The following is a 20,258-nucleotide window of genomic DNA, read 5'->3' as shown; positions in this document are numbered from 1 at the left end:
GGGCGGCACCATCTCGGGGAAGGAAAGAACGTGGTCGCCTCAGCAGATCGGCGTCCACCTGCGTCCACGGACGTAGTTATCCCCAGCTATCTTCCTCTCGTACTGGTCAATCTCGCGACGCTGTTCTCGGCGATCGGCAACGGTATCGCCATCGTCGTGCTCCCCTGGCTGGTTCTCGAACGAACCGGTAAGGCTACCGACGCGGCGATAGTTGCCGGCGCAGCAGCCATTCCGCTACTCGTGTCGAGCCTGTTTTCGGGGACATTCGTCGACAAGTTCGGACGCCGTCGAACGTCGATGATTTCCGACGCTCTCTCTGCGATGTCCGTTGCAGCGATTCCGATCATCGCGGCCACCGCGGGCTTGACGATCCCGGTGATCGCGGCGTTGGCCGCACTCGGCGCCGTGTTCGACCCCGCCGGAATGGCGGCGAGGGAGTCCATGCTGCCTGCAGCGACTCGGACCGCCAAGTGGAAGCTCGATCGAACCAACAGTGTGTACGAGGCCAACTTCAACGTCGCGTATCTGATCGGCCCTGGCATCGGCGGTGTCCTCATCGCAACGATCGGAGCGGTGAACACGCTCTGGGTCACGGCGGCAGGTTTTGTGTTCTCGATAGTCGTGGTCGCCTTCATCCGGCTTCCCGGCGCCGGAGTGCCCGAACACGAACACCGTCCGAAATCGATCTGGCACGGCACACTCGACGGTCTTCGGTTCGTCTGGAACAACAAACTGCTGCGCACCCTGGCGCTGATCGACATGGCAGTCGTCGCGCTCTACATGCCTGTGGAGAGTGTCGTGTTCCCGGTGTACTTCACAGAGTTGGATCAACCGGCCCAACTCGGATCGGTGTTGATGGCCTTGGCGATCGGCGGCATCATCGGCTCTCTCGCCTACGCCCCACTGGCGCCGATCATGTCCCGGCGGCTGATCATGATTTTTGCCGTCGCCGTTCTCGGCATAGCGATGCTGGCCATGGCGCTCCTACCTCCGCTGTGGGTGATCCTCGTACTTGCCGGACTGCAGGGCCTCGTCTACGGACCAGTCGGCCCGATCGCCAACTACGCCATGCAGACGCACAGCCCGGAGCACATGCGCGGACGCGTCGTCGGTGTCATGACGTCGACGGCCTACGCCGCCGGCCCGCTCGGCTACCTCGCGGTCGGCCCGCTGCTCGATCAACTCGGAATCGCGTCGACCTTTGTGGCCCTGTCGATTCCGATCATCCTGATCGCCGCAGTATGTGCCTCCCTACCGGTGCTTCGCGAACTCGATCGTCCGCGGCACTCGACCGACGTCAGTTGAACCCCATCACGTCGTTGCCCCAGGCGACGCGCAGTCCGTGATCGGGGTCGCTGACGAGGGTGTCGGCGGAGTCGATCAACAGCGTCGACCGCTTCTCTTCCTCGTACGGCGCCCAGTGCTTCGAGCCGTCGAGGGCCGCCGGCACGGCATGCCTGGCGAAGGCCAACCATCGCCGTTGGATACGGCCGGCCACCTCCATCGCAGCCTTCCGTCCGCCGAGCCAGAACGTGGGGTCGACGTTCAGGGTTCCGAAATTGCCGAATACATAAGGTAATTCGGTCGCGTGGCCCGCGCCGATCCGCGCCGCCTTGAGCATCGGCGTCGCGTGATCGAAGCGGTAGACCCACGTAGGGGAATGCCTGCAGTGCGCGTCGGCGATCCACAGGGTCGGCATGCGAAACGCCGCGTCCCGTGAAAGCGCCAGCGCACCACTCGGTTTCGCATGGTCAGGGTAAGCCGACATGATCTCGGCAAGTTTAGTCGCCGAGATGTCGGGGTGATCGTCGGCCAGTAATTGGAGCATTGCCTCGACGGACTGCGCACTCACCGGCATCAGCGGAGACTTCATGAACTTGAAGATCGACGCCTCGTCCTTGTTGGAACCGATGATCAGTGGGATTCGGTGCGCGTAACCCTTCTGGAAAGCCGCAACCGGGTAGTGCGGCACCAGATCGCGATCGACAACGGGTGCCATCGCCAAAGTTCCCGGAATCCGGGTCGGAATTTCGTTGACCAAATCATCGCTTGCCTTGACGAGCAGTTCCAGATCTGTGGTCAACAGATCGCCTGCGTCTTCGGGGTCGATCGAGAGCAGTTCGAGAAACCGCTCCGCCACGGTCTTGGCGCGCTCGGCCCCGTAGACGGAGGTCGCGGGCGGACTCTGGGCAATCGCACGATGGAACAGACCTTCGGCGCTCGGACAGGTCATGAGCGTCGTGATGGATCCTGCGCCGGAGGACTCCCCGAACACGGTCACCGCACTCGGGTCACCACCGAAGGCGTCGATGTTGTCTCGAACCCATTCGAGTGCCGCAATCTGGTCTCGCAGACCACAGTTCGACTCGAAAACGGTATCCGCGGTGGAAAATGCAGACAAGTCCAGGAACCCGAGTGCGCCGACGCGATAGTTGAAGGAGACGAGAACGACGTCACCGGTTTCAGCCAGATGACGGCCATCGTAGATCGTTTGGGCGGCGGATCCGAGGCAGTAGGCGCCGCCGTGAATCCACACCATCACCGGTCGCGGCGTGGCGTCGGGTCGCGGGGCCCAGACGTTGATCGACAGGCAGTCCTCGTCGATTTTGAAGGCCCGATCGATCGGAACCGCCGGACTCTGGCCTTGCGGCGCGATCGGCCCGAACTCACGACAGTCGCGCACCCCGTCCCACGGCTGTGCGGGTTGTGGCGCTCGGAACCTCCGCTCACCCACCGGCGCCGCTGCGTAGGGCATGCCCTTCCACGCGAATACACCGCCATCCGGATACCCGCGGGCTTCTCCGCCTCGCGCCCGGATCACCAGAGTTCCGTCCTCGCCGAGATTTGGTCGAACGTCGGTCTCCATGTCTGAATCCCCTCCCGACCCGCGCGTGTGGCAATCAAGACCAAACCTACCAATCTCGGACGGGTGTGCGCCGAGTACGCAACCCCTCGGTGTTAAGGTCGCCTAGTTCTGACACGGGGTGCTCCGCATGGGCGGGGCTGAGAACACACCCGGGAACCTGATCAGGTAATGCTGACGAAGGGATGTCATGGCTACTACGCAGCCTGCATACAATTCTGCCGAAAACTCGGTGGCCACAGCGCCGTCGACGGATCGGTTCACAGATCGACTCTGGGCCGAGACGAAGGCCCTCCGCGAGTCGATCGACTCACTGGAGTTCCTCCGCCGCCTCGGCGACGGAACATTGCCTCTCGACGCGTTCCGCACGTACATCGAGCAGGACAAGCTTTATCTCGAGGGGTATTCGAAAGCGTTGTCCCTGGTCGCGGCCCATGCCCCGGATCCGCAGTCCGCGGGCTTCTGGTCGAATTCCGCGTCCACGGCAGCGACAGTGGAATCTGCGCTTCACGACGGACTTCTCACCGGTGGAATTCTTCCAGCGGGATCGGGAAGGCTCGAGCATTCGCAGGCCTGCCTGGGATACGTCTCGTATCTGACGGCGACTGCAGCAACTGCGCCTTACCCGGTCTCCGCAGCGGCAGTACTCCCCTGCTTCTGGATCTACGCCGAGGTCGGCCGCGATCTTGCCGCTTCAGCGCGCGAGGTACTCGACGCCGATCCGTCGCATCCGTACGCACAGTGGGTCACGACCTACGACGCACCCGAATTCCACGAGTCGGTGGCGCAGGCCCGCGTACTGGTCGATGCTGCGGCCGAAGCTGCCACCGAGACAGAGCGTGAGGCGATGAGTGAAGCATTCCGCATCGCCAGCCGCTATGAGCTGATGTTCTGGGATTCCGCACTCCACCAGCAGCCTTGGCCGGCGTCGTGATGTCGTTTGCGGCGCTGCGCCGCACGCTTGCCACGTCTGCCGCGATCGCAGCCGCGTTCACAGTTCTGACCGGATGCGCCTCTGACACCGGCTCTTCCGACGGGACCATTCGGTTCGCACTCGACTGGACACCGAACACGAACCACACCGGTTTGTACGTAGCACTCCAAGAGGGCTACTTCGAGGACGCCGGCCTGGACGTCTCGATCCTGCCGTACAACAACACCTCGCCCGACACCCTGGTCGATGCCGGCAATGCGGAGTTCGGCATCAGCACACAGAGTCAGGCCACGTTCGCCCGTGCAGCCGGCGCCGCCACGACGTCCGTCATCGCGCCACTTCAGCACCGCGCCACCGGCATCGGCGTGAAGGCGGATCGTGCGGACATCACGCGCCCACGTGATCTCGACGGGAAGACGTACGCCGGGTTCGGTGATCCCGGCGAAGTCGAAACGCTGCAGCAGATCATCCGCAACGACGGCGGGACCGGGAACTTCACGACGGTCACGCTCGGAACTTCCGCGTACGAAGCCGTGTACTCGGGCCAGGCAGACTTCACCGTCTCCTACTTTGCTTGGGAAGGCCTCGAAGCGGAGCGAAACGGAACTCCGATGCGGTACTTCCAGTACACCGATTACGGCTTCCCCGATGCATATTCGATCGTGATCAACGGCAACCAGCAGTGGTTGAAGGACCATCCCGACGAGGCACGCAAGTTCGTCAAAGCCGTTCAACGCGGATATCAGACTGCTGCCGACAACCCGGACCAGGCCGCGCAGGATCTCATCGACGCGAACCCCGGAGCATTCACCGACGAAGACCTCGTGCGTGAGAGTCAGCGGATGCTCGCCGCCGACTACATGAAAGACGCCAACGGCGTTGTGGGCGCCCAGAATCTCGAAACCTGGTCGGGCTACTCGGGATTCCTCTTCGAGAACGGATTGCTCGCCGGACCCGACGGGAAGCCGTTGACCCAGAAGCCGGACTGGTCGGAGTACTTCACCAATGAGTATCTCGACGCGTCCTGACGTGAGCGGACGGTTGGTCTCGACCATGCGGCGGGCGCTTCCCGCGCTCGCCGTGGTGGTGCTCCTCGTGGCGGCGTGGCAGATCTACGTCGAGATCAGTGGGATTCGGCCGCAAGTACTTCCGTCTCCGGGGCGCGTTCTGTCCCAGGGGTGGGACAACCGCGAGATCATCTCCGGCCACGCCTGGTCGACATTGCAGGTCACGTTGGTCGGCTTCACTGTTTCATTGGTGTTGGCCTGGATTCTTGCCGTGGTCGTGGACTTTTCGCCGTGGTTGTCACGCGCGCTGGTACCACTTTTCGTCGTCTCGCAGACGCTGCCGATCATCGCCATCGCGCCGCTGATGATCATCTGGTTCGGCTTCGGGCTGTTGCCGAAGGTGTTGGTGATCGCCCTTGCGACGTTCTTCCCCATGACCATCGGACTCATCGAGGGATTTGCCGCAGCCGACCGGGAAGCGGGCGCTCTCCTGCGCAGTATGGGCAGCACTCGCTGGCAGGAGTTCCGATACGTTCGCCTTCCTTCGGCAATTCCGCGATTCTTCACTGCCCTGCGCATCGGCATCACGTATGCGGTCGTGGGTGCGGTGTTCTCCGAATACGTCGGCGCTACTTCCGGTTTGGGTATCTACATGAGCACCCAGAAGAACTCCTTCCGCACCGACCTGGTGTTGGCGGCCGTACTTGTGACCGCGTTGATCAGCGTCACGCTGTACTTGCTGACGTTCGCCATCGAGCGCATCGTTGCACCATGGGCGATGAACGAAAGGTCGCGGACATGACTGACCCGATGGTCGAGGATGCAATGGTCGAAATCCAGGACCTGACCAAGAGGTTCGACACGGCCGGAGAATCGCGTCTCGTGCTCGATTCGGTGTCCTTTGGCGCCGACGCGGGCGAATTCGTGTCGGTGATCGGGCCGAGCGGCTGCGGCAAGAGCACGATCTTCAACGTCCTGGCCGGGCTCGAATCCCCGACCGCGGGTTCGGTCCGTGTGGGCACGCGCGCAACGGAATCCGAACCAGCCACCGAGGTGCATACCGCGTACATGCCGCAGAAAGATCTTCTGTTCCCTTGGCGTTCGGTATTGGACAACACGGCCCTCGGTTTGGAAGTGCAGGGAGTCGGCAAGAAGGAAGCACGCGAGCGCGCTCGCGAGTTGTTCCCGGCGTTCGGACTGTCCGGATTCGAGGACGCCCGGCCGTCACAGCTGTCCGGCGGCATGCGCCAGCGAGCGGCGATGCTGCGCACCGTTGTTCAGGGCAAACCTGTCCTGCTGCTCGACGAGCCGTTCGGCGCACTGGACTCGTTGACCCGCACCGAGATGCAGGCCTGGCTACAAGACGTGTGGCAGCAGTACCGGTGGACCGTGCTGATGATCACCCACGATATTCGTGAAGCGATCTATCTGTCCGATCGCGTGGTCGTTCTGTCGGCGAGGCCGGCAACGGTCAGGTGCGTCGTCGACGTTCCCTTGCCGAGGCCACGCGAACTGGACATGATCACCTCACCCGAGTTCGCCGACGTCGAGCGTGAGCTGCTTGCCGTACTCCACGACGAGACTCGCAAGTCGCTACACCCCTAGCGGTTACTGACAATGCGCTGAGAGCGCGCCGATTTCACCTGCCGTTCAAGAGAAAGTGCATCGCAACGGTGCAACTTCGCGTAGGATGTCGCGGCGCGTTCGCCCAAAACGCCTTAATATCAGCAAGATCCGAACGCTCGACACGCAATCCGTCAACGCTGCACAATTCTCTGTACTCTTCGGTAACGTACACTCGGTCGCCTACGAGACCAACGGCCAGAAGGTAACTGGACGGTAAAGCGGAATCGTGGAGGCACAGTCATCGCAACAGATTTGGAAAGGGACAGCGTGAGCACACTGCAGTCAGGTCAGAGCCTCGGAGTCGGCCAGGAACTCAAGTCCGACAACGGCGCATACACCCTCACCTTGCAGGACGACGGCAACCTGGTTCTGTCCGAGGGCGGACAGGCTGTTTGGGCCGCAGGCACCAACGGATCCGGCGCCAACCGCGCCGAGGTGCAGGCTGACGGAAACTTCGTCATCTACAAGGACTCCGACGCCGTGTGGGCATCGCAGACCGCAGGGAACGACGGTGCCTCCCTCTCGGTTCAAGACGATCGCAACGTCGTTCTGTCCGCCGGCGGAAATGCTCTGTGGTCGTCGGACACTGCAATCGCAGCGCCGGCCGCCGAGGCTGCCCCGGAGCCCGCTCCGGCACCCGAGCCCGAGCCTGCCCCCGCCGCTCCGGCAGCGCAGAGCTACACCGTCGAAAGCGGCGACACCCTGTGGGCGATCGCAGAGCGTTTCTACGGTGACGGCAACCAGTACCAGCGCATCGCGGATGCAAACGGCATCCCGAACCCGGATCTCATCAACGCCGGTCAGGTACTGACGATCCCCGCCTGATTCACTGCTTGACCTGGCCCTGGGTGCCGACGTCCGCGTCGGCACCCAGGGCCTTTTGTGTTCTACGCCACACAGATTCGCGTCCCGCCCAGCAGACCCTGATACTCCATTGCGGCATCTTTTCGCCTACAGTACTTCCGTACTGCTCCCGAAGGACAGGTGTGCATGAAAGACAGAACAGTCATGATCGGCGCTGTCGCAGTGGCCGCTCTTTCTCTGACATCAGGCCTCGTTTTCGGCGGAGCAGCCGGCGCATTCGGTGCCGGCGGCCCTGTGGTGAAGCCTCCCACTCTGGTCTCGTCGGTTTCCGTGGAGTCCGTCGCCGGGATCGAACCGGCCGCGTTCTACAGCTCGGTTGCAGTCCCCACGGTTGTCATCCCGCCGACGCCGACCTGGCGAATCGCCGACGAGACGACTGCTCCTCGTAATCAGCCGCTTGTGGTGACCGCGACAAGCACGAGCTCCGCCACCTCGACTACGACGGCCACCAGTACGACAACACCCGTCTCATCCACGACAACTGCGTCGGCTACCGCGACCTCGTCACCGACCGCGACGGCCACAACCACCAAGACCAGCACCACCCCCGTTGTCACGACCGGATCCACGCCGCCCGTCGTCGAGGTCTCGCCCGTTCTCGCCGGATAACCCTCGCTCTTTCGCCCGCACACCGCCTGGCGTGACGGCGGTTACAGGCACACTTCAGTCGCCGCTCTCGAATAACCGATCTACCTGCAACTACCTTCCTCGTCGTCACGGTTCGTGGTCCGCTGCAATCCGGTCGACCGGAAAAGGACAGCAGCATTGTCGGAGCCTCGCGATACCGTATAGGTCTGAGCTTTTGCGGAAGGAGGTGGCTGATGAGCGCAATGGGCTTCGATCTCGATGTCAGTGTCGACCGGGCGTGGGCAGAATTTCAACGTCGCCTCGGCGATCACATTTCCATCATGGTCGACGGCGACGTTCTTGCCGTGGAATCGTCCACCGGCGACTTCGATCCAGCTGACGGCGCAGCGCCATGCGTTCAGTTCCTCGTGTGGGACGAGAACACAGTCCGCTGCGAGGTTCCTTCCAACGACTTCCTTCATCCGCGCTATCGACTCGAAGATGCCGACGAACAAAAGTTGATCGCACTCGGCTGGAATCCGCCTTCCGAGAATCTCGAGGATCCGAACAACTCCCCCGCCTTCTGCGTCGACAAGGCGCAGAACTGGGCCGATCAGCTCGCAGCGATGACTGTCGCTGCATTCCGTGATGTGTTCGGTGTGCACCACCCGGCTTTTCTATCCAGCGATCTCACCGGCAACGAGCAGACTCCGGATTTCGATCCGTCGGTCGTCGAGTCGACAGAACTTCCGACACTCGACCCCACCGCGGCCTACATGCCCAACGACATCGACCACCTCAAGGAGTTGGTCACTCTCGCTTTGCTTCCCATGCTCGGCACTCTTCCCGAGCGAGACAGCGACGGCGACATACCCATTCGTGTCGGTTCGACTGTCATGTTCGTCGGTCCGCTTTCCGAGTCCATGGACGTGCAGTTGTTCTCCCCACTCGTTCAGGACATCAGCAACCGCACCCGTGCAGCCGAGGTCATCGCCGATCTCAACCGCAAGTGGTCGCGCATCAAGTTCGTCTTGATCGACGACCGTCTGTCGGTGTTCCTCGAGGTGGCGGGTTCACCATTCGTTCCCAAGCAACTCACCGATACGTGCGCCGCCCTGACATCGTTCCTGCGTACCGTGGACGACGAGTTCGCCGCACGCGTCGGCGGAGACCTCTTCTTCGCGAACAAGAGCGGTGATTCCTCCTCTCTACAGCCCGATCTGACAGCCGAGGACCTGCCTCCCGAACTCGAGACCCTGCTGCACCTCGATCTGGATGTGGCCGAGGATCTCGACGCGGTAGCCGATGTCTGCGGTCGTGATCGCGATCTGATTCTTCAGCTCCTCCACATCAGCAACGAATGGCAGATTCAGCTGCGTAGTCAGGCTGTGGACGCCCACAGTCGCGGGGACGCCGAAGAGGCGGCGGGCTACGAGGATCAGGTCGGCGGGTGGGAACTCATGGTCGACCGTCTGCGCGGGGCTTTGCGACTGGTGGTCCTGCCCAATTCTCGGACCGAGACGCCGGCAAAGCCGCAACCTGAGCAGATGGGCTTGTTTGCCGATCCCTTGCAACAGAGCCTCTTCGACGATCCGTCCTGATAACACGGATCGCCTTTCCCGCTATTCGAAGTGGGATTTGACGATCTGTCCGTGGACGCCCACGGTTCGATCGACTACCTGCGAGACCGTGAAATCGGCTGCGGCAGAAAGATAGGCGTAGGCCGTCGCTCGATCCATTCCGCGATCATGCTCGAGGAAGTCGAGCGCGTTGACCACCGCGCGCCGCATGGCGCCGTTGAGGTCACTGTTCTGCCCATCGACCGAACCGTTGGGGTCGGACAGGCCGATCGGAATCCAGGCCTCCTCGGTCTCAGCGAACGGGTATCCGAAAGCCACCGATGGAGCGTCACCGGAATCCTTCTTACACACGCTGAGTCGGAACGTGCCGCGCAGCGATCCTTCCATCGCGGTCAACGCTGCCTCACCGTCTCCCATCGCCATGTGGGGGTCACCGACGTAGAACAGGGCGCCTTCGGCAAAGACCGGCAAATAGAAGGTTGATCCAACACCGAGATGCCTGATGTCGATGTTTCCGCCGCCCAGCGTCGGAGGAATGGAGTTCGACGACGGGGATGTCGGGTCGGCATCCGAGGAATAGGCAACTCCCATCATTCCCATGAAGGGCCGCAGGGGAAACCGCACCTTCGACTGTCCGAAAGGCATCACGCCCTTGCCGTCTTCGATCGCCGTGAAAGTGGAAACACCGCCGTACTTCAACGGGTCCTTTGTTGCGCGCCCGTCTGTGGCGACCGGCGGCATGACTTCGTCCAGAGTGATTCCCGCTGGAGCGGTTCCGTCTGCTGTGACGGCGAGAGCGCCCTTGCCGTGTCTGCTCGACACAACGCCGTACGGCACGCGGGGAATGGCTTCGAGAGTCTCGATCTTGAGTACGTCTCCAGGCTGGGCGCCTTCGACGAAGACCGGGCCGGTGACGACGTGCGGTCCGTCCTTGTCGAAGTTTCGTTCGGTTCGGTTGTATTCGGCCGCAACGGCAATCGCATCCTCGAGCACGTCCTTCTCGGAAACGCCTTTGCTACCGAAGTATTCGAGAGGATTGCGCCCTTGATCCTCGAGAATTCCCTCGTGCGAGAGGGCGTCGATCGTGACGGTCTGGCCCGACTTCATCCGCATCACTTCGCGGGTATGGATGTTGGGCACATAACCCCACATGACGTCCGACGGATCCGAACTCAGATAGTGATCGCCACTGACGTTTCTGCTGCCCGGTTGCAAAATCGGAATGCCATCGGCGAACGGCAGTGCAGAGGAGGACGATCCAGCCGGCAACGCGTTCGAGTGCGCGCATCCCGAAGCCACACCGGCAACTCCTACGCCCGCACCGAGGGCAGCGACTGCCCTCATGAATCCGCGTCGGCCAAGTCCTTTCGTCAGGTCTTCGGCTGCGTTGCGGGCAAGCGTGTTTTCCATCGAGTTTCCTCCGGAGTGCGTGACGATGTGCGACTGCGAAGAAAGCTAGACCCGATTTGTTACTCGTTCATTACCATTTCATGGCAGGAAAATACAGTTGACTGAGAATCAATTCAGCGACGGCGAAGCCGCCACAGCGACGTCGTTTCACGTGCCCGGGCGGCGTGAAGCGCATCGGTTCGGTCACTGACCTTTGCGTGCGTCGGTTTGACGTCCATGCGGTCGACAACAGTGAGTCCACCAGCCGCGATCAGGTCGTGCAATTCCGATCGCGTTCGGAGACCGAGGTGTTCGGCAATGTCCGAGAGGATCAGCCACGCTTCTCCCCCGTCGTCCAGATGCGCTGCGACACCAGTCAGGAAGCCCTTCAGCATCGCTCCAGCAGGGTCGTAGACGGCGTATTCGATGGGCGAGGTGGCCTTGGCCGGAATCCAGGGAGGATTGCAGACCACCAACGGAGCGGTGCCTTCGGGAAAGAGGTCTGCTTCCACCACGTTCACCTGATCGCCGTAGCCAAGCCGCGACAGGTTGGTGCGCGCGCATTGCAATGCCCGGGGGTCCTGGTCGGTGGCCGTCACTGTCTTGACGCCACGCCGCGCCAGGACGGCAGCAAGAACGCCGGTACCTGTTCCGATATCGAAAGCAGATTCCGTCGAAGGTAGCGAAGCAGACGCGACAAGATCGACATACTCCCCGCGGACGGGTGAGAACACTCCGAAAGCGGGATGCACTCGTGCGTCGAGAGCCTCGATGAAAACACCTTTGCGGTGCCACTCGTGAGCGCCGATCGCGCCGAGGATGTCACGCAACGAGCGAACCGAAGGCTCACCGGTAATCCCGAAGGCTTCGGTCAACGCTACTTGCGCGTCCGGGGCTCGCCGGAGTGGAATCGACAGATCTGCATCCAAGGGAATGAGCAGCATACCGAGGATCTGCGCGCGGCGTCCTTGGGTCTGCCGGTGGAGATGGAAGGCTTTGGCTGGGTCGTCGGACGCTCGGCGCGGCTTGCGGTCGATGCGCGACGCGACGGCCTTCGACAGTTGGCGAGCGTTCTGAAAATCTCCGCGCCACAACAACGCCGTGCCTTCGCATGCCAAGCGATAGGCGTCGTCGGCCTTCATCGTGTCGTCGGCGACGACGATGCGCTTGGGCGCCGGGGCGTTGCTCGTCGAACCCCAACGGGCCGATTGCTCGGCGTCGTTCTCGGTCCACACAGCGAATTGTTCAGTCATGTAAGCCCTTCCGGCGTCCGACGCATAGCGGCCGGTCTACCGGCTGATGTGGTCCAGATCTGCAAAATCTGCTCGTCTGGTGTCCACACTAGTCGGGACCGGCCGCGCTACATGACTGCGAGAGGGATGTCAGCCCTTGGCGACGCGAGCTGCCTCGGCGATCCGAGCCTCGGCGACCGCGTCAGCAGCCTCGCCGGCGAGGATTCCGTCCTTCTTCGACTTCGCGAAGATCTCGGTGACCGTGTCGAAGATCTTCTCGACCTTGAGCTTGACCTCTTCGGCCGAGTTGCCCTTCAGCTCGCCGGCGACCTGGATGAGGCCGCCGCCGTTCGCCACGTAGTCAGGGGTCCAGGTGATGCCGCGGTCGCGGAGGATGTTCTCGACCTCGGGGACGGTGAGCTGGTTGTTGGCAGCGCCGCAGACAACCTCGGCCTTGATCGAGCGTGCGGTCGTGTCGGTGAGTGTTGCGCCCATCGCACACGGTGCGTAAACGTCGAGATCAGCGTCGATGATGCTGTCGACGATGCTCACCTGCGGGAAGTCCGCCTTGACACGGTCGAGCGCTCCGGCGTTGACGTCAGTCGCCAACACGGTTGCGCCGTCTGCGAGGAGAAGCTTGATCAGCTCGTAGCCGACCTTGCCTGTGCCCTCGACACCAACAGTCTTGCCTGCGAGCGACGGAGTGCCCCAATGCGACTGTGCCGCGGCGCGCATCGACTGGAATACGCCGAGGGCCGTCATCGGAGCGCTGTCGCCGGAACCGCCGACCGTAGCGTTGCGGCCGACGACGAAGTCGGTGTTACGACCGATGATGTCAAGATCGTTGGAGTTGGTTCCGACATCGCCAGCGGTGATGTAGCGGCCGCCGAGGGTCTGGACGAATTTTGCGTAGGCGCCGAGCAATTCGTCGGTCTTGGCCGTTGCGGGGTCGCCGATGATGACAGCCTTGCCGCCGCCGAGGTCGACGCCGGCAACCGCAGCCTTGTAGGTCATGCCGCGCGAGAGGCGCAAAACGTCTGTGACTGCGGCGGATTCGTCGGAGTACGGGTAGAAGCGCGTTCCGCCGAGCGCGGGACCGAGCGTCGTGGAGTGGATGGCGACGATGGCCTTGAGGCCGCTCGCGGGATCCTGGAAGAAGCTCACCTGCTCGTGGGGGTAATCGCGCAGGTAGTCGGCGCGATCGAACACGCCCGCAGTGTCGTCATGGGAAACAACGGAGTTCACGGGCTCGGCGGTGAGAGTCATTGTGGGATAGACCTTTCCGAAGGATAAACGGGGCGCAGTCGAAATATTGGGACGAATTGGCCATTGGGTACTATTAGAGACAAATAACCCAAAGAGAATCCCGCTGAGCAATTCGTGGAACCAATGCTCTGCCTGAGTTACGATTTGGTCAATGCAAATCTCTTGAACTAGTCAATTCGATCATCCAGTGACTCATATCACTGAGGAGAGGTTCACAAAGTGCTCAGCATCGACAAGCTCGACGTCCAGTTGCTCGGACTGCTCAGCAAGGACTCGAGGATGAGTGTGGCCGAGTTGGCCAACTCGTTGGGCGTCGCCCGCAACACCGTCCAGTCGCGAATGAAGCGCATGGAATCCAACGGACTTCTCACCGGGTTTCGGCCGAATCTCAATCTCCCCGAGGTCGGTATCCCGATTCAGGCATTTGTCGGTCTGGAACTCGAGCAGGGCAAGATCAGCGCAGTCGCTCGGAGTCTGACCGAGTTGCCCGAGGTGATCGAAATTCACGCCACGACCGGTCGCGAGGATTTGCTCGTTCGCGTCGCCACCTCGACGCACGCGGCCCTGCAGAAGTTGGCCGAGCAGATCGTGTCGCTTCCAGGCGTCACGCATTCGACCACGACCATCGCTCTGACCAATCCCCTTCCGTATCGAATTCAGCCTCTCCTCGAGCACCTCACCAATGACGCCGGCTGGGGTCGTTCGACCGCCTTCCCCCGTCAGCAGGACTAGGACGGGTGGTCGCGTCGATGCTTCCCAGTGCGCTAGTTTCATGGTTATGAGTGAGATCCAGGGACAGCGCATCGCGTTCATTCAGGCGACGTGGCATCGCAACATCGTCGACCGTGCACGCGACGGATTCACCGACGCGATCGTCGAGCTCGGCTACCCCAAGGACACGGTTGATTTCTTCGAGGTACCGGGAGCTTTCGAGATCCCGCTGCATGCTCGGCGGTTGGCCAAGACCGGCCGCTACCAGGCCATCGTTGCCGCAGGTCTGGTCGTCGACGGCGGTATCTACCGGCATGACTTCGTGGCGACGGCTGTCATCGACGGTCTGATGCGCGTGCAGCTCGACACCGACGTTCCGGTCTTCTCGGTGGTCTTGACGCCGCATCACTTCCACGAGCACGCCGAGCACGTCGACTACTTCAGCACGCATTTCGTGAAGAAGGGCGCCGAGGCTGCTCGCGCGGTCGACGCCACCGTCAAGTCGTTGAAGGCCCTGCCCACCAACTAGTCGTTACCCAAGTCTCGCTGAGTCGAATGCCATCGGCTCAGCGAGATTTTTTGTGTCTATCGAGGGGTGTCGACGCTTGCCAGTGCGGAGGCATTCGAGCCCTCGACTTCGCCGTAGCGGTCGACGCATTGCTGGAAGCAAGTCCCGCATCTCGGTGACCACCTGAATGTGGCTGGTCAACGACTTCTCCAACGAATCTTCACCGCCGACGGCCTTCTTGGAGAACTTCGCGGCGAGGTCCTGCCCAGACTTGAGTGTTCCCATCCCCTTCACGTCTCCGATTCGCTCACACATGAGCACCATCGCTCGCAGCTCGTCGAGCAACGAATTACAAGCACATACAATCGGTTTCGCAACATCGGGCTCGACAATCACAAGCCCCCTCGCAGTGCTCACCGCGGGAGGTTCCCGTCGAGGTGTTCTGCGACGTCTGCAACCAATTCACACGCCGACTCTTGGTGCGTGACCCCGGCCTTTGCTTCGACATTTACCCACACCGAACCCTGCGTTGCCGCAAAAGCCACGTAGCACCCATCGGCTGCTGCATCGCTTCCTCGCTGGAACCGGATACCCGCGCGATCGCCAATAGTCATTTCAACAAACTCCGCATATTCCGGGTTTCGGGTCACTTCAATCTGGGTGTATCGGTTGGAGAGAACTGACACGAAGAACCACGTTCCCGTCCATGAGCAAATTCTCCATCCAGGCTGCTCAGCTCCCGCGATATCAACTTCCTCGGTAGCCGGATCAAGCCCCACTTCTTCCAACACCGAGTCCGGAATGTCCTTGCACGGATCGAACAATCCCTCTTGGCCGGATGCAGGCTCAGCCGCCCCCTCCACGACTGAGCTGCATCCTGCCGCAGCCCACACCAACACCCCAGCCATGAGCAGTCGCCCAACCCCCACCGACCCCCGCATGACACCCCCTGTTGATGTGGACCCACTGTATTGGATGCACCGGAGGCTCGATCGGTTCCCGCAATCACGAAATTCCCGGTTCAGGTTCGCCGGTTCACTCAGAGCGCATCTTCAGCGATTGACGCTCAGCTCAGCAGTCGCATACTGGAGAGGTTGACTACGACTTCGGGAAGGCACCGAGTGAGCGCACCGAAAGCCCCGGCCAAACCAGCGATCCTCAGCGTCGACGACGATCCTGGTGTTTCGCGTGCCGTCGTTCGAGACCTTCGCAAACGGTACGGAGAGAAGTACCGAATCATTCGTGCGGAGTCCGGCGACCAGGCTCTCGAAACCTTGCGTGAAATGAAACTTCGCGGCGATGCAGTCGCTGTGATCGTCGCCGATTACCGCATGCCCGGTTTGAGTGGAATCGAGTTCCTCGAACAGGCAATGGACCTGTATCCCGTAGCTCGTCGCGTTCTCCTCACCGCGTACGCCGACACCGATGCTGCGATCGACGCCATCAACGTCGTCGACCTCGACCACTACCTCCTCAAGCCTTGGGATCCGCCGGAAGAGAAGCTGTACCCCGTCATCGATGCGCTGCTCGATGCCTGGGCAAGTTCGAGTCATCACCCCGCCGAGGAAACCAAGGTGATCGGCCATCGTTGGTCCGAGCGATCATCCGACGTCCGAGAGTTCTTGGCACGCAACCAACTTGCCTATCGCTGGTACATGTCAGACGAGCCGGAAGGCCAACGACTGCTCTCGGCTGCCGGTACCGACGAACTGCGGCTTCCCGTCGTCATCGCATCCAATGGGGATGTCCTTGTCGAGCCCACTGACGCCGAACTCGCCGACAAACTCGGGTTGAGTACCACCCTCTCCGAAGACTTTTACGATCTCGTTGTCATCGGCGGCGGCCCTGCGGGTCTGGGCGCTGCTCTGTACGGCGCTTCGGAGGGACTTCGGACGGTCCTCATCGAACGGCGGGCCACTGGCGGTCAGGCCGGCCAGAGTTCACGAATCGAGAACTACCTCGGCTTCCCCGACGGAGTGTCCGGCGCACAGTTGGCCGATCGGGCGAGGCGCCAGGCAACCAAGTTCGGCGCCGAGGTCATCACCGCGCGAGACGTCACCGGTTTGGAAATCAACGGCTCGGCCCGCACAGTGCGTTTCGACGACGGTTCGTCGGTCGACGCCCATTCGGTCATCTTGGCGACCGGTGTTTCCTATCGCCAACTGTCGGCGCCGGGGCTCGATACCTACACCGGCCGAGGGGTTTACTACGGATCGGCCGTCACCGAAGCCGCTCGGTGCAGCGAGCAGGATGTGTACATAGTCGGCGGCGCCAATTCGGCAGGGCAAGCTGCGGTCTATCTCTCCCGCGGAGCTAGGTCCGTCACCATTCTCATTCGCGGCAACTCGCTCGAAGCCTCGATGTCCTACTACCTGATTCAGCAGATCGAAAAGAATCCGAAGATCACCGTGCGCACGTGCACGGAGGTAGTCGGCGCTGAGGGTGACGATCACCTCGAACGAATCACACTGCGTAACAGAGCCACCGGAGAAGAAGACACTGTCAATGCTCAGTGGTTGTTCATCTTCATCGGAGCCGCTCCCCTCACCGACTGGCTCGGCGACGTGGTGGTCCGCGACGGAAATGGCTTCGTTCTTGCCGGCCCGGACCTTCCGTCCGAAGGCGTCACCCCGGACGGGTGGCCGCTCGACCGCGCACCACATCATCTCGAAACCAGTGTCCCCGGAGTGTTTGTCGCCGGGGACGTACACGCCGAATCGGCCAAGCGCGTCGCGTCGGCCGTCGGAGAGGGCGCGATGGCCGTGATGTTCGTCCACCGCTATCTCGCTCAACAATAGGGAGATTCGATGTCCATTCCTGAATGCAGCCCAGACTTGCTTCGCACCCTGTTCCTGTTCGAGAAGCTCACCGACGATCAGCTCGAATCACTGTGCCAGGCAGGCCATATCACCGAAATCGATCGAGGTCAGGTCTACCTCGAAGGTGAGCCTGCCACCTGCTTCTACGTCCTCATCGAGGGCGAGGTGGTGCTGTCCAAGCTGTCGGGCGGCGAAGACATCGAGATCAACAGGACCACCCAGCGCGGCGTCTACTCGGGAGGATGGACGGCGTATCTCGGCGATCGGGTACCGCAGGTCTACGCGGGGTCGATGCGAGTGACGACTCCTTCGACGTTCTTCGTCCTGGACGCCGACAAGTTCGGCAACGCGATGCGCGAGTGGTTTCCGATGGCGGTACATCTACTCGAGGGTGTCTTCTTCGGCAAGAAGAACACCCAGCAGATCATCGACCAACGAGAACGACTGCTGGCGCTTGGATCACTGTCGGCGGGATTGACTCACGAGCTCAATAATCCCGCAGCCGCAGCAGTTCGAGCGACCGCGTCTTTGCGCGAGCGTGTCGCAGGCATGCGTCACAAACTGGGAATGGTTGCATCGGGCACCTACGACCGCGATGCCCTCGTCACTCTCATGCGACTTCAAGAGGAAGTTGCAGAGGTTGTCGCCAAGGCGCCGACGCTCACCCCCCTCGAAGCCTCCGATCGGGAGGATTCGTTGGGTGAATGGTTCGAGGATCATTCGATTCGAGAAGGTTGGGACCTGGCTCCGACCTTCGTGCAGGCTGGACTCGACACCGCTTGGCTCGAGAACGTTGCTGCAGCCGTTGACGAGTCCGTACTCGAAGGCGCAATTCGCTGGCTGAATTACACCATCGAATCCGAACTCCTGATGAACGAGATCGCCGACTCCACAACGAGGATTTCGACTCTCGTCGGTGCAGCCAAACAGTATTCTCAGATGGACCGCGCACCCTTCCAGACCATCGATGTCCACGAATTGCTTGACAGCACGTTGATCATGTTGGGGCAAAAGATCGGAAGCGGAATCGAAGTCGTCAAGGAGTACGACCTTGCGTTGCCTCCGATCGACGCCTACGCCGCCGAACTCAATCAGGTGTGGACCAACCTGATCGACAATGCGGTGTCTGCCATGGACGGATCGGGAACACTCACCGTTCGGACAAGCCGCGATGGCGACCGCGTGTGCATCGAGATCTGCGACACCGGCGCCGGGATTCCCGATGACGTCATCGACAGGATCTTCGAACCCTTCTTCACGACTAAGCCTGTTGGTGAGGGAACCGGTCTCGGCCTTGATATTTCGTGGCGAATTGTGGTCGGCAAGCATCGTGGTGAGCTTCGAGTCACGTCGGAGCCCGGTAACACCCGGTTCAGAGTTTTGCTGCCCATCGCGGGCCCACCGCGGGATACGCGCGACGACTAGCCACCTTGCACGGCCGGTAGGCAAAGCGCACGATGAAATGACCGACTTCAGTCAGCGAGAGGGTGGACCATGACCGACGGACTTCCAGCGGGGATCGATCCGAGCGTGCCGCCCAGTGGCGCGGGATGCGTTGAATGCGATGCGAGCGGCGGTTGGTGGGTGCACCTGCGTCGATGCGCGCAATGCGGTCACGTGGGGTGTTGCGACTCCTCACCGTCACAGCACGCAAGCAAGCATGCGGCCTCGACGAAGCATCCGTTCATGCAAAGCTACGAACCCGGTGAGGATTGGTTCTGGAGCTTCGAAACCAACGAGGCGTACGACGGACCTGAATTGGCGGCGCCCACTTCACATCCCGTAGATCAGCCGACCCCAGGGCCTAAGGGTCGTGTCCCGGCCGATTGGCAGCAACACATCCACTGACTCAGTTCGGGCGGTCGATCGACCTCAAAGTCGAGACGTTCGACGACTCCTGATCCAATGCGTTGTCGATGCAGGCTTGAAACTGAGCTTGCATCGACTTGACAGCTTCGACGTGGCTTTTGAGTACGTCGAGTAGGGCGTCCGGCCCACCCACAGCCTTCTGCTCGAATTTGGTCTGGAGCGCTTGTCCAGACACGAGCGTGCCGAAGGCGTCGATCGTCCCCAACTCGATCGCTTTGACAATCATCGCTTGCAGTTCCGCACGCAGCACGTCACACGCATCATGCAGACGGGCAGCGATTCCAGCGTCAAGGAAAAACACATCGCTAATGTCGCTCATCGAACCTCCTCGGTCGTCGATTCAATGCCAGTTTCAGTTCGGTAAGTGCGGACGAAGCACAACTGCTTGACGAGTCGCCAATTCGCATAGTTCTTCCTTGTGAGTCTCACCAAAGAGAGCATCAATCCTAACGAATATCGCACCCTGCTGAACGGGGATCGCGACCATGCACAGATTCCCGTCCACATCTCTGCGCTCGCGAAATGTTATTGCTCCCGCCCCGACAGCTGGCGCATCCCGAATATCTGTGTCGTTGGGATTTCGACGAACATCGTCGAGCGTGTGGAATGTCGACCACACTCCGAGCTGATACCAATCAGACATCCAGGTGCATATCTCAAATTCCCCCTGACGGACGCCGAGGATTCCGGTCTCTTCACTCGCGACGTCTGCGCCGAGACCTGAGATCACTTCGTCCGGGATCGCCGAACATGGATCGAAGAGTCCGTCAGCTCCATCTGGGCGAACCGCATGCCCCTCAACCGTCGAGGAACAACCCCCAACCAACAGCGCGGCCGCGACCAAGACCACTGCACCCCTCAGTCCCACAGCACTCCCCCTCGTTCGCGGCCCGCTCACAGTATTGGACGCGCCCCAGCACAGGTCGGTTCCACGACATTGCATTCCGTTGCAACCCTTCACCCACGCCGATAATCGGCCTAGCGTCGATCTACCAGGGGATTCACAACGAAGTGAGGTGCGGA

General features: G+C 61.5%; 20 protein-coding genes and 1 riboswitch. Of the genes, 13 read left to right on the top strand and 7 right to left on the bottom strand.

The window, feature by feature from the left end:
• The first annotated feature begins 78 nt into the window (after nucleotides 1–78).
• On the top strand, nucleotides 79–1,305 hold the full coding sequence (locus YH3_RS22115; protein ID WP_039972654.1) for an MFS transporter: 1,227 nt from the start codon (nucleotides 79–81) through the stop codon (nucleotides 1,303–1,305).
• Here the strand turns inward: YH3_RS22115 and YH3_RS22110 are convergent.
• A complete protein-coding gene (locus YH3_RS22110; RefSeq protein ID WP_030536828.1) occupies nucleotides 1,298–2,866 on the bottom strand; it encodes a carboxylesterase/lipase family protein in 1,569 nt (522 codons plus the stop codon). The genes YH3_RS22115 and YH3_RS22110 overlap by 8 nt on opposite strands.
• A gap of 104 nt (nucleotides 2,867–2,970) precedes the next feature.
• Nucleotides 2,971–3,066: riboswitch (TPP riboswitch) on the top strand.
• Here YH3_RS22110 and YH3_RS22105 point away from each other — a divergent pair.
• From YH3_RS22105 to YH3_RS22075, 7 genes are all read left to right on the top strand, one after another.
• On the top strand, nucleotides 3,054–3,797 hold the full coding sequence (locus YH3_RS22105; protein WP_007726090.1) for a TenA family protein: 744 nt from the start codon (nucleotides 3,054–3,056) through the stop codon (nucleotides 3,795–3,797). It overlaps the preceding riboswitch by 13 nt.
• A complete protein-coding gene (locus YH3_RS22100; RefSeq protein WP_030536827.1) occupies nucleotides 3,797–4,825 on the top strand; it encodes an ABC transporter substrate-binding protein in 1,029 nt (342 codons plus the stop codon). The genes YH3_RS22105 and YH3_RS22100 overlap by 1 nt, the downstream gene beginning before the upstream one ends.
• Entirely contained in the window at nucleotides 4,803–5,606 is an 804-nt protein-coding gene (locus YH3_RS22095) for an ABC transporter permease (protein WP_003941393.1), read from the top strand. Before YH3_RS22100 ends, YH3_RS22095 begins: the two co-directional genes overlap by 23 nt.
• An 8-nt stretch (nucleotides 5,607–5,614) precedes the next feature.
• The gene (locus YH3_RS22090; RefSeq protein WP_030536826.1) at nucleotides 5,615–6,409 is read left to right on the top strand and encodes an ABC transporter ATP-binding protein; all 795 of its coding nucleotides are present in this window, start codon (nucleotides 5,615–5,617) and stop codon (nucleotides 6,407–6,409) included.
• A 288-nt stretch (nucleotides 6,410–6,697) separates the two neighbouring features.
• Nucleotides 6,698–7,255: a LysM peptidoglycan-binding domain-containing protein gene (locus YH3_RS22085; protein ID WP_003941373.1), complete on the top strand. Its 558-nt coding sequence runs from the start codon at nucleotides 6,698–6,700 to the stop codon at nucleotides 7,253–7,255.
• A gap of 165 nt (nucleotides 7,256–7,420) precedes the next feature.
• On the top strand, nucleotides 7,421–7,903 hold the full coding sequence (locus tag YH3_RS22080) for a hypothetical protein (RefSeq protein ID WP_003941346.1): 483 nt from the start codon (nucleotides 7,421–7,423) through the stop codon (nucleotides 7,901–7,903).
• Between the two features lie 212 nt (nucleotides 7,904–8,115).
• Nucleotides 8,116–9,462 carry a hypothetical protein gene (locus YH3_RS22075; protein ID WP_003941353.1) on the top strand — a complete coding sequence of 449 codons (1,347 nt, stop codon included), beginning with the start codon at nucleotides 8,116–8,118 and terminating at the stop codon, nucleotides 9,460–9,462.
• Nucleotides 9,463–9,483: 21 nt separating this feature from the next.
• Here the strand turns inward: YH3_RS22075 and YH3_RS22070 are convergent, their stop codons facing one another.
• The 3 genes from YH3_RS22070 to YH3_RS22060 form a co-directional block, all read right to left on the bottom strand.
• Nucleotides 9,484–10,851 (bottom strand): acetamidase/formamidase family protein, encoded by a 1,368-nt coding sequence (locus YH3_RS22070; protein WP_064444062.1) that lies wholly within the window; start codon nucleotides 10,849–10,851, stop codon nucleotides 9,484–9,486.
• Nucleotides 10,852–10,964: 113 nt separating this feature from the next.
• Entirely contained in the window at nucleotides 10,965–12,083 is a 1,119-nt protein-coding gene (locus YH3_RS22065; RefSeq protein WP_064113001.1) for a class I SAM-dependent methyltransferase, read from the bottom strand.
• A 129-nt stretch (nucleotides 12,084–12,212) separates the two neighbouring features.
• Nucleotides 12,213–13,328: a Glu/Leu/Phe/Val dehydrogenase gene (locus YH3_RS22060; RefSeq protein WP_064444061.1), complete on the bottom strand. Its 1,116-nt coding sequence runs from the start codon at nucleotides 13,326–13,328 to the stop codon at nucleotides 12,213–12,215.
• Nucleotides 13,329–13,547: 219 nt separating this feature from the next.
• On the opposite strand from YH3_RS22060, the gene YH3_RS22055 reads away from it, so the two are divergent.
• Together YH3_RS22055 and YH3_RS22050 are read left to right on the top strand one after the other, a co-directional pair.
• Nucleotides 13,548–14,060, top strand: a complete 513-nt coding sequence (locus tag YH3_RS22055; protein ID WP_003941343.1) for an Lrp/AsnC family transcriptional regulator — start codon at nucleotides 13,548–13,550, stop codon at nucleotides 14,058–14,060.
• Nucleotides 14,061–14,106: 46 nt separating this feature from the next.
• A complete protein-coding gene (locus YH3_RS22050; protein WP_007726074.1) occupies nucleotides 14,107–14,568 on the top strand; it encodes a 6,7-dimethyl-8-ribityllumazine synthase in 462 nt (153 codons plus the stop codon).
• 392 nt (nucleotides 14,569–14,960) lie between these two features.
• Here the strand turns inward: YH3_RS22050 and YH3_RS22040 are convergent, their stop codons facing one another.
• The gene (locus YH3_RS22040; protein WP_082920630.1) at nucleotides 14,961–15,455 is read right to left on the bottom strand and encodes a DUF3558 domain-containing protein; all 495 of its coding nucleotides are present in this window, start codon (nucleotides 15,453–15,455) and stop codon (nucleotides 14,961–14,963) included.
• A gap of 213 nt (nucleotides 15,456–15,668) precedes the next feature.
• Between YH3_RS22040 and YH3_RS22035 the strand changes: the two genes are divergently transcribed.
• The 3 genes from YH3_RS22035 (at nucleotide 15,669) to YH3_RS35025 (ending at nucleotide 19,214) form a co-directional block, all read left to right on the top strand.
• On the top strand, nucleotides 15,669–17,345 hold the full coding sequence (locus tag YH3_RS22035; protein WP_003941369.1) for an FAD-dependent oxidoreductase: 1,677 nt from the start codon (nucleotides 15,669–15,671) through the stop codon (nucleotides 17,343–17,345).
• A gap of 9 nt (nucleotides 17,346–17,354) precedes the next feature.
• Entirely contained in the window at nucleotides 17,355–18,791 is a 1,437-nt protein-coding gene (locus YH3_RS22030; protein ID WP_003941311.1) for an ATP-binding protein, read from the top strand.
• 69 nt (nucleotides 18,792–18,860) lie between these two features.
• A complete protein-coding gene (locus YH3_RS35025; protein WP_003941317.1) occupies nucleotides 18,861–19,214 on the top strand; it encodes a UBP-type zinc finger domain-containing protein in 354 nt (117 codons plus the stop codon).
• Between the two features lies 1 nt (nucleotide 19,215).
• On the opposite strand, the gene YH3_RS22025 is transcribed toward YH3_RS35025, so the two are convergent.
• Together YH3_RS22025 and YH3_RS37365 are read right to left on the bottom strand one after the other, a co-directional pair.
• Nucleotides 19,216–19,554 carry a hypothetical protein gene (locus tag YH3_RS22025; RefSeq protein WP_064444060.1) on the bottom strand — a complete coding sequence of 113 codons (339 nt, stop codon included), beginning with the start codon at nucleotides 19,552–19,554 and terminating at the stop codon, nucleotides 19,216–19,218.
• 33 nt (nucleotides 19,555–19,587) lie between these two features.
• Nucleotides 19,588–20,178: a DUF3558 family protein gene (locus YH3_RS37365; RefSeq protein ID WP_371595378.1), complete on the bottom strand. Its 591-nt coding sequence runs from the start codon at nucleotides 20,176–20,178 to the stop codon at nucleotides 19,588–19,590.
• Between the last annotated feature and the right edge of the window lie 80 nt (nucleotides 20,179–20,258).

Origin of the sequence: Rhodococcus sp. YH3-3, from assembly GCF_001653035.1 — a bacterium.
Lineage (GTDB): Bacteria > Actinomycetota > Actinomycetes > Mycobacteriales > Mycobacteriaceae > Rhodococcus_F > Rhodococcus_F qingshengii.
Note: the sequence above shows the minus strand (reverse complement) of the source record. Positions and strands in the feature narration are given on the sequence as shown.

Bases quoted from the DNA above. Each gene is read 5' to 3' on its own strand.
- YH3_RS22075 (WP_003941353.1), top strand. From the start codon at position 8,116: ATGAGCGCAATGGGCTTCGATCTCGATGTCAGTGTCGACCGGGCGTGG.
- YH3_RS22110 (WP_030536828.1), bottom strand. From the start codon at position 2,866: ATGGAGACCGACGTTCGACCAAATCTCGGCGAGGACGGAACTCTGGTG.
- YH3_RS22025 (WP_064444060.1), bottom strand. From the start codon at position 19,554: ATGAGCGACATTAGCGATGTGTTTTTCCTTGACGCTGGAATCGCTGCC.
- YH3_RS22070 (WP_064444062.1), bottom strand. From the start codon at position 10,851: ATGGAAAACACGCTTGCCCGCAACGCAGCCGAAGACCTGACGAAAGGA.
- YH3_RS22030 (WP_003941311.1), top strand. From the start codon at position 17,355: ATGTCCATTCCTGAATGCAGCCCAGACTTGCTTCGCACCCTGTTCCTG.
- YH3_RS22065 (WP_064113001.1), bottom strand. From the start codon at position 12,083: ATGACTGAACAATTCGCTGTGTGGACCGAGAACGACGCCGAGCAATCG.
- YH3_RS22050 (WP_007726074.1), top strand. From the start codon at position 14,107: ATGAGTGAGATCCAGGGACAGCGCATCGCGTTCATTCAGGCGACGTGG.
- YH3_RS22080 (WP_003941346.1), top strand. From the start codon at position 7,421: ATGAAAGACAGAACAGTCATGATCGGCGCTGTCGCAGTGGCCGCTCTT.
- YH3_RS22100 (WP_030536827.1), top strand. From the start codon at position 3,797: ATGTCGTTTGCGGCGCTGCGCCGCACGCTTGCCACGTCTGCCGCGATC.
- YH3_RS22095 (WP_003941393.1), top strand. From the start codon at position 4,803: ATGAGTATCTCGACGCGTCCTGACGTGAGCGGACGGTTGGTCTCGACC.
- YH3_RS22090 (WP_030536826.1), top strand. From the start codon at position 5,615: ATGGTCGAGGATGCAATGGTCGAAATCCAGGACCTGACCAAGAGGTTC.
- YH3_RS35025 (WP_003941317.1), top strand. From the start codon at position 18,861: ATGACCGACGGACTTCCAGCGGGGATCGATCCGAGCGTGCCGCCCAGT.
- YH3_RS22060 (WP_064444061.1), bottom strand. From the start codon at position 13,328: ATGACTCTCACCGCCGAGCCCGTGAACTCCGTTGTTTCCCATGACGAC.
- YH3_RS22040 (WP_082920630.1), bottom strand. From the start codon at position 15,455: ATGGCTGGGGTGTTGGTGTGGGCTGCGGCAGGATGCAGCTCAGTCGTG.
- YH3_RS22105 (WP_007726090.1), top strand. From the start codon at position 3,054: ATGGCTACTACGCAGCCTGCATACAATTCTGCCGAAAACTCGGTGGCC.
- YH3_RS37365 (WP_371595378.1), bottom strand. From the start codon at position 20,178: ATGCAATGTCGTGGAACCGACCTGTGCTGGGGCGCGTCCAATACTGTG.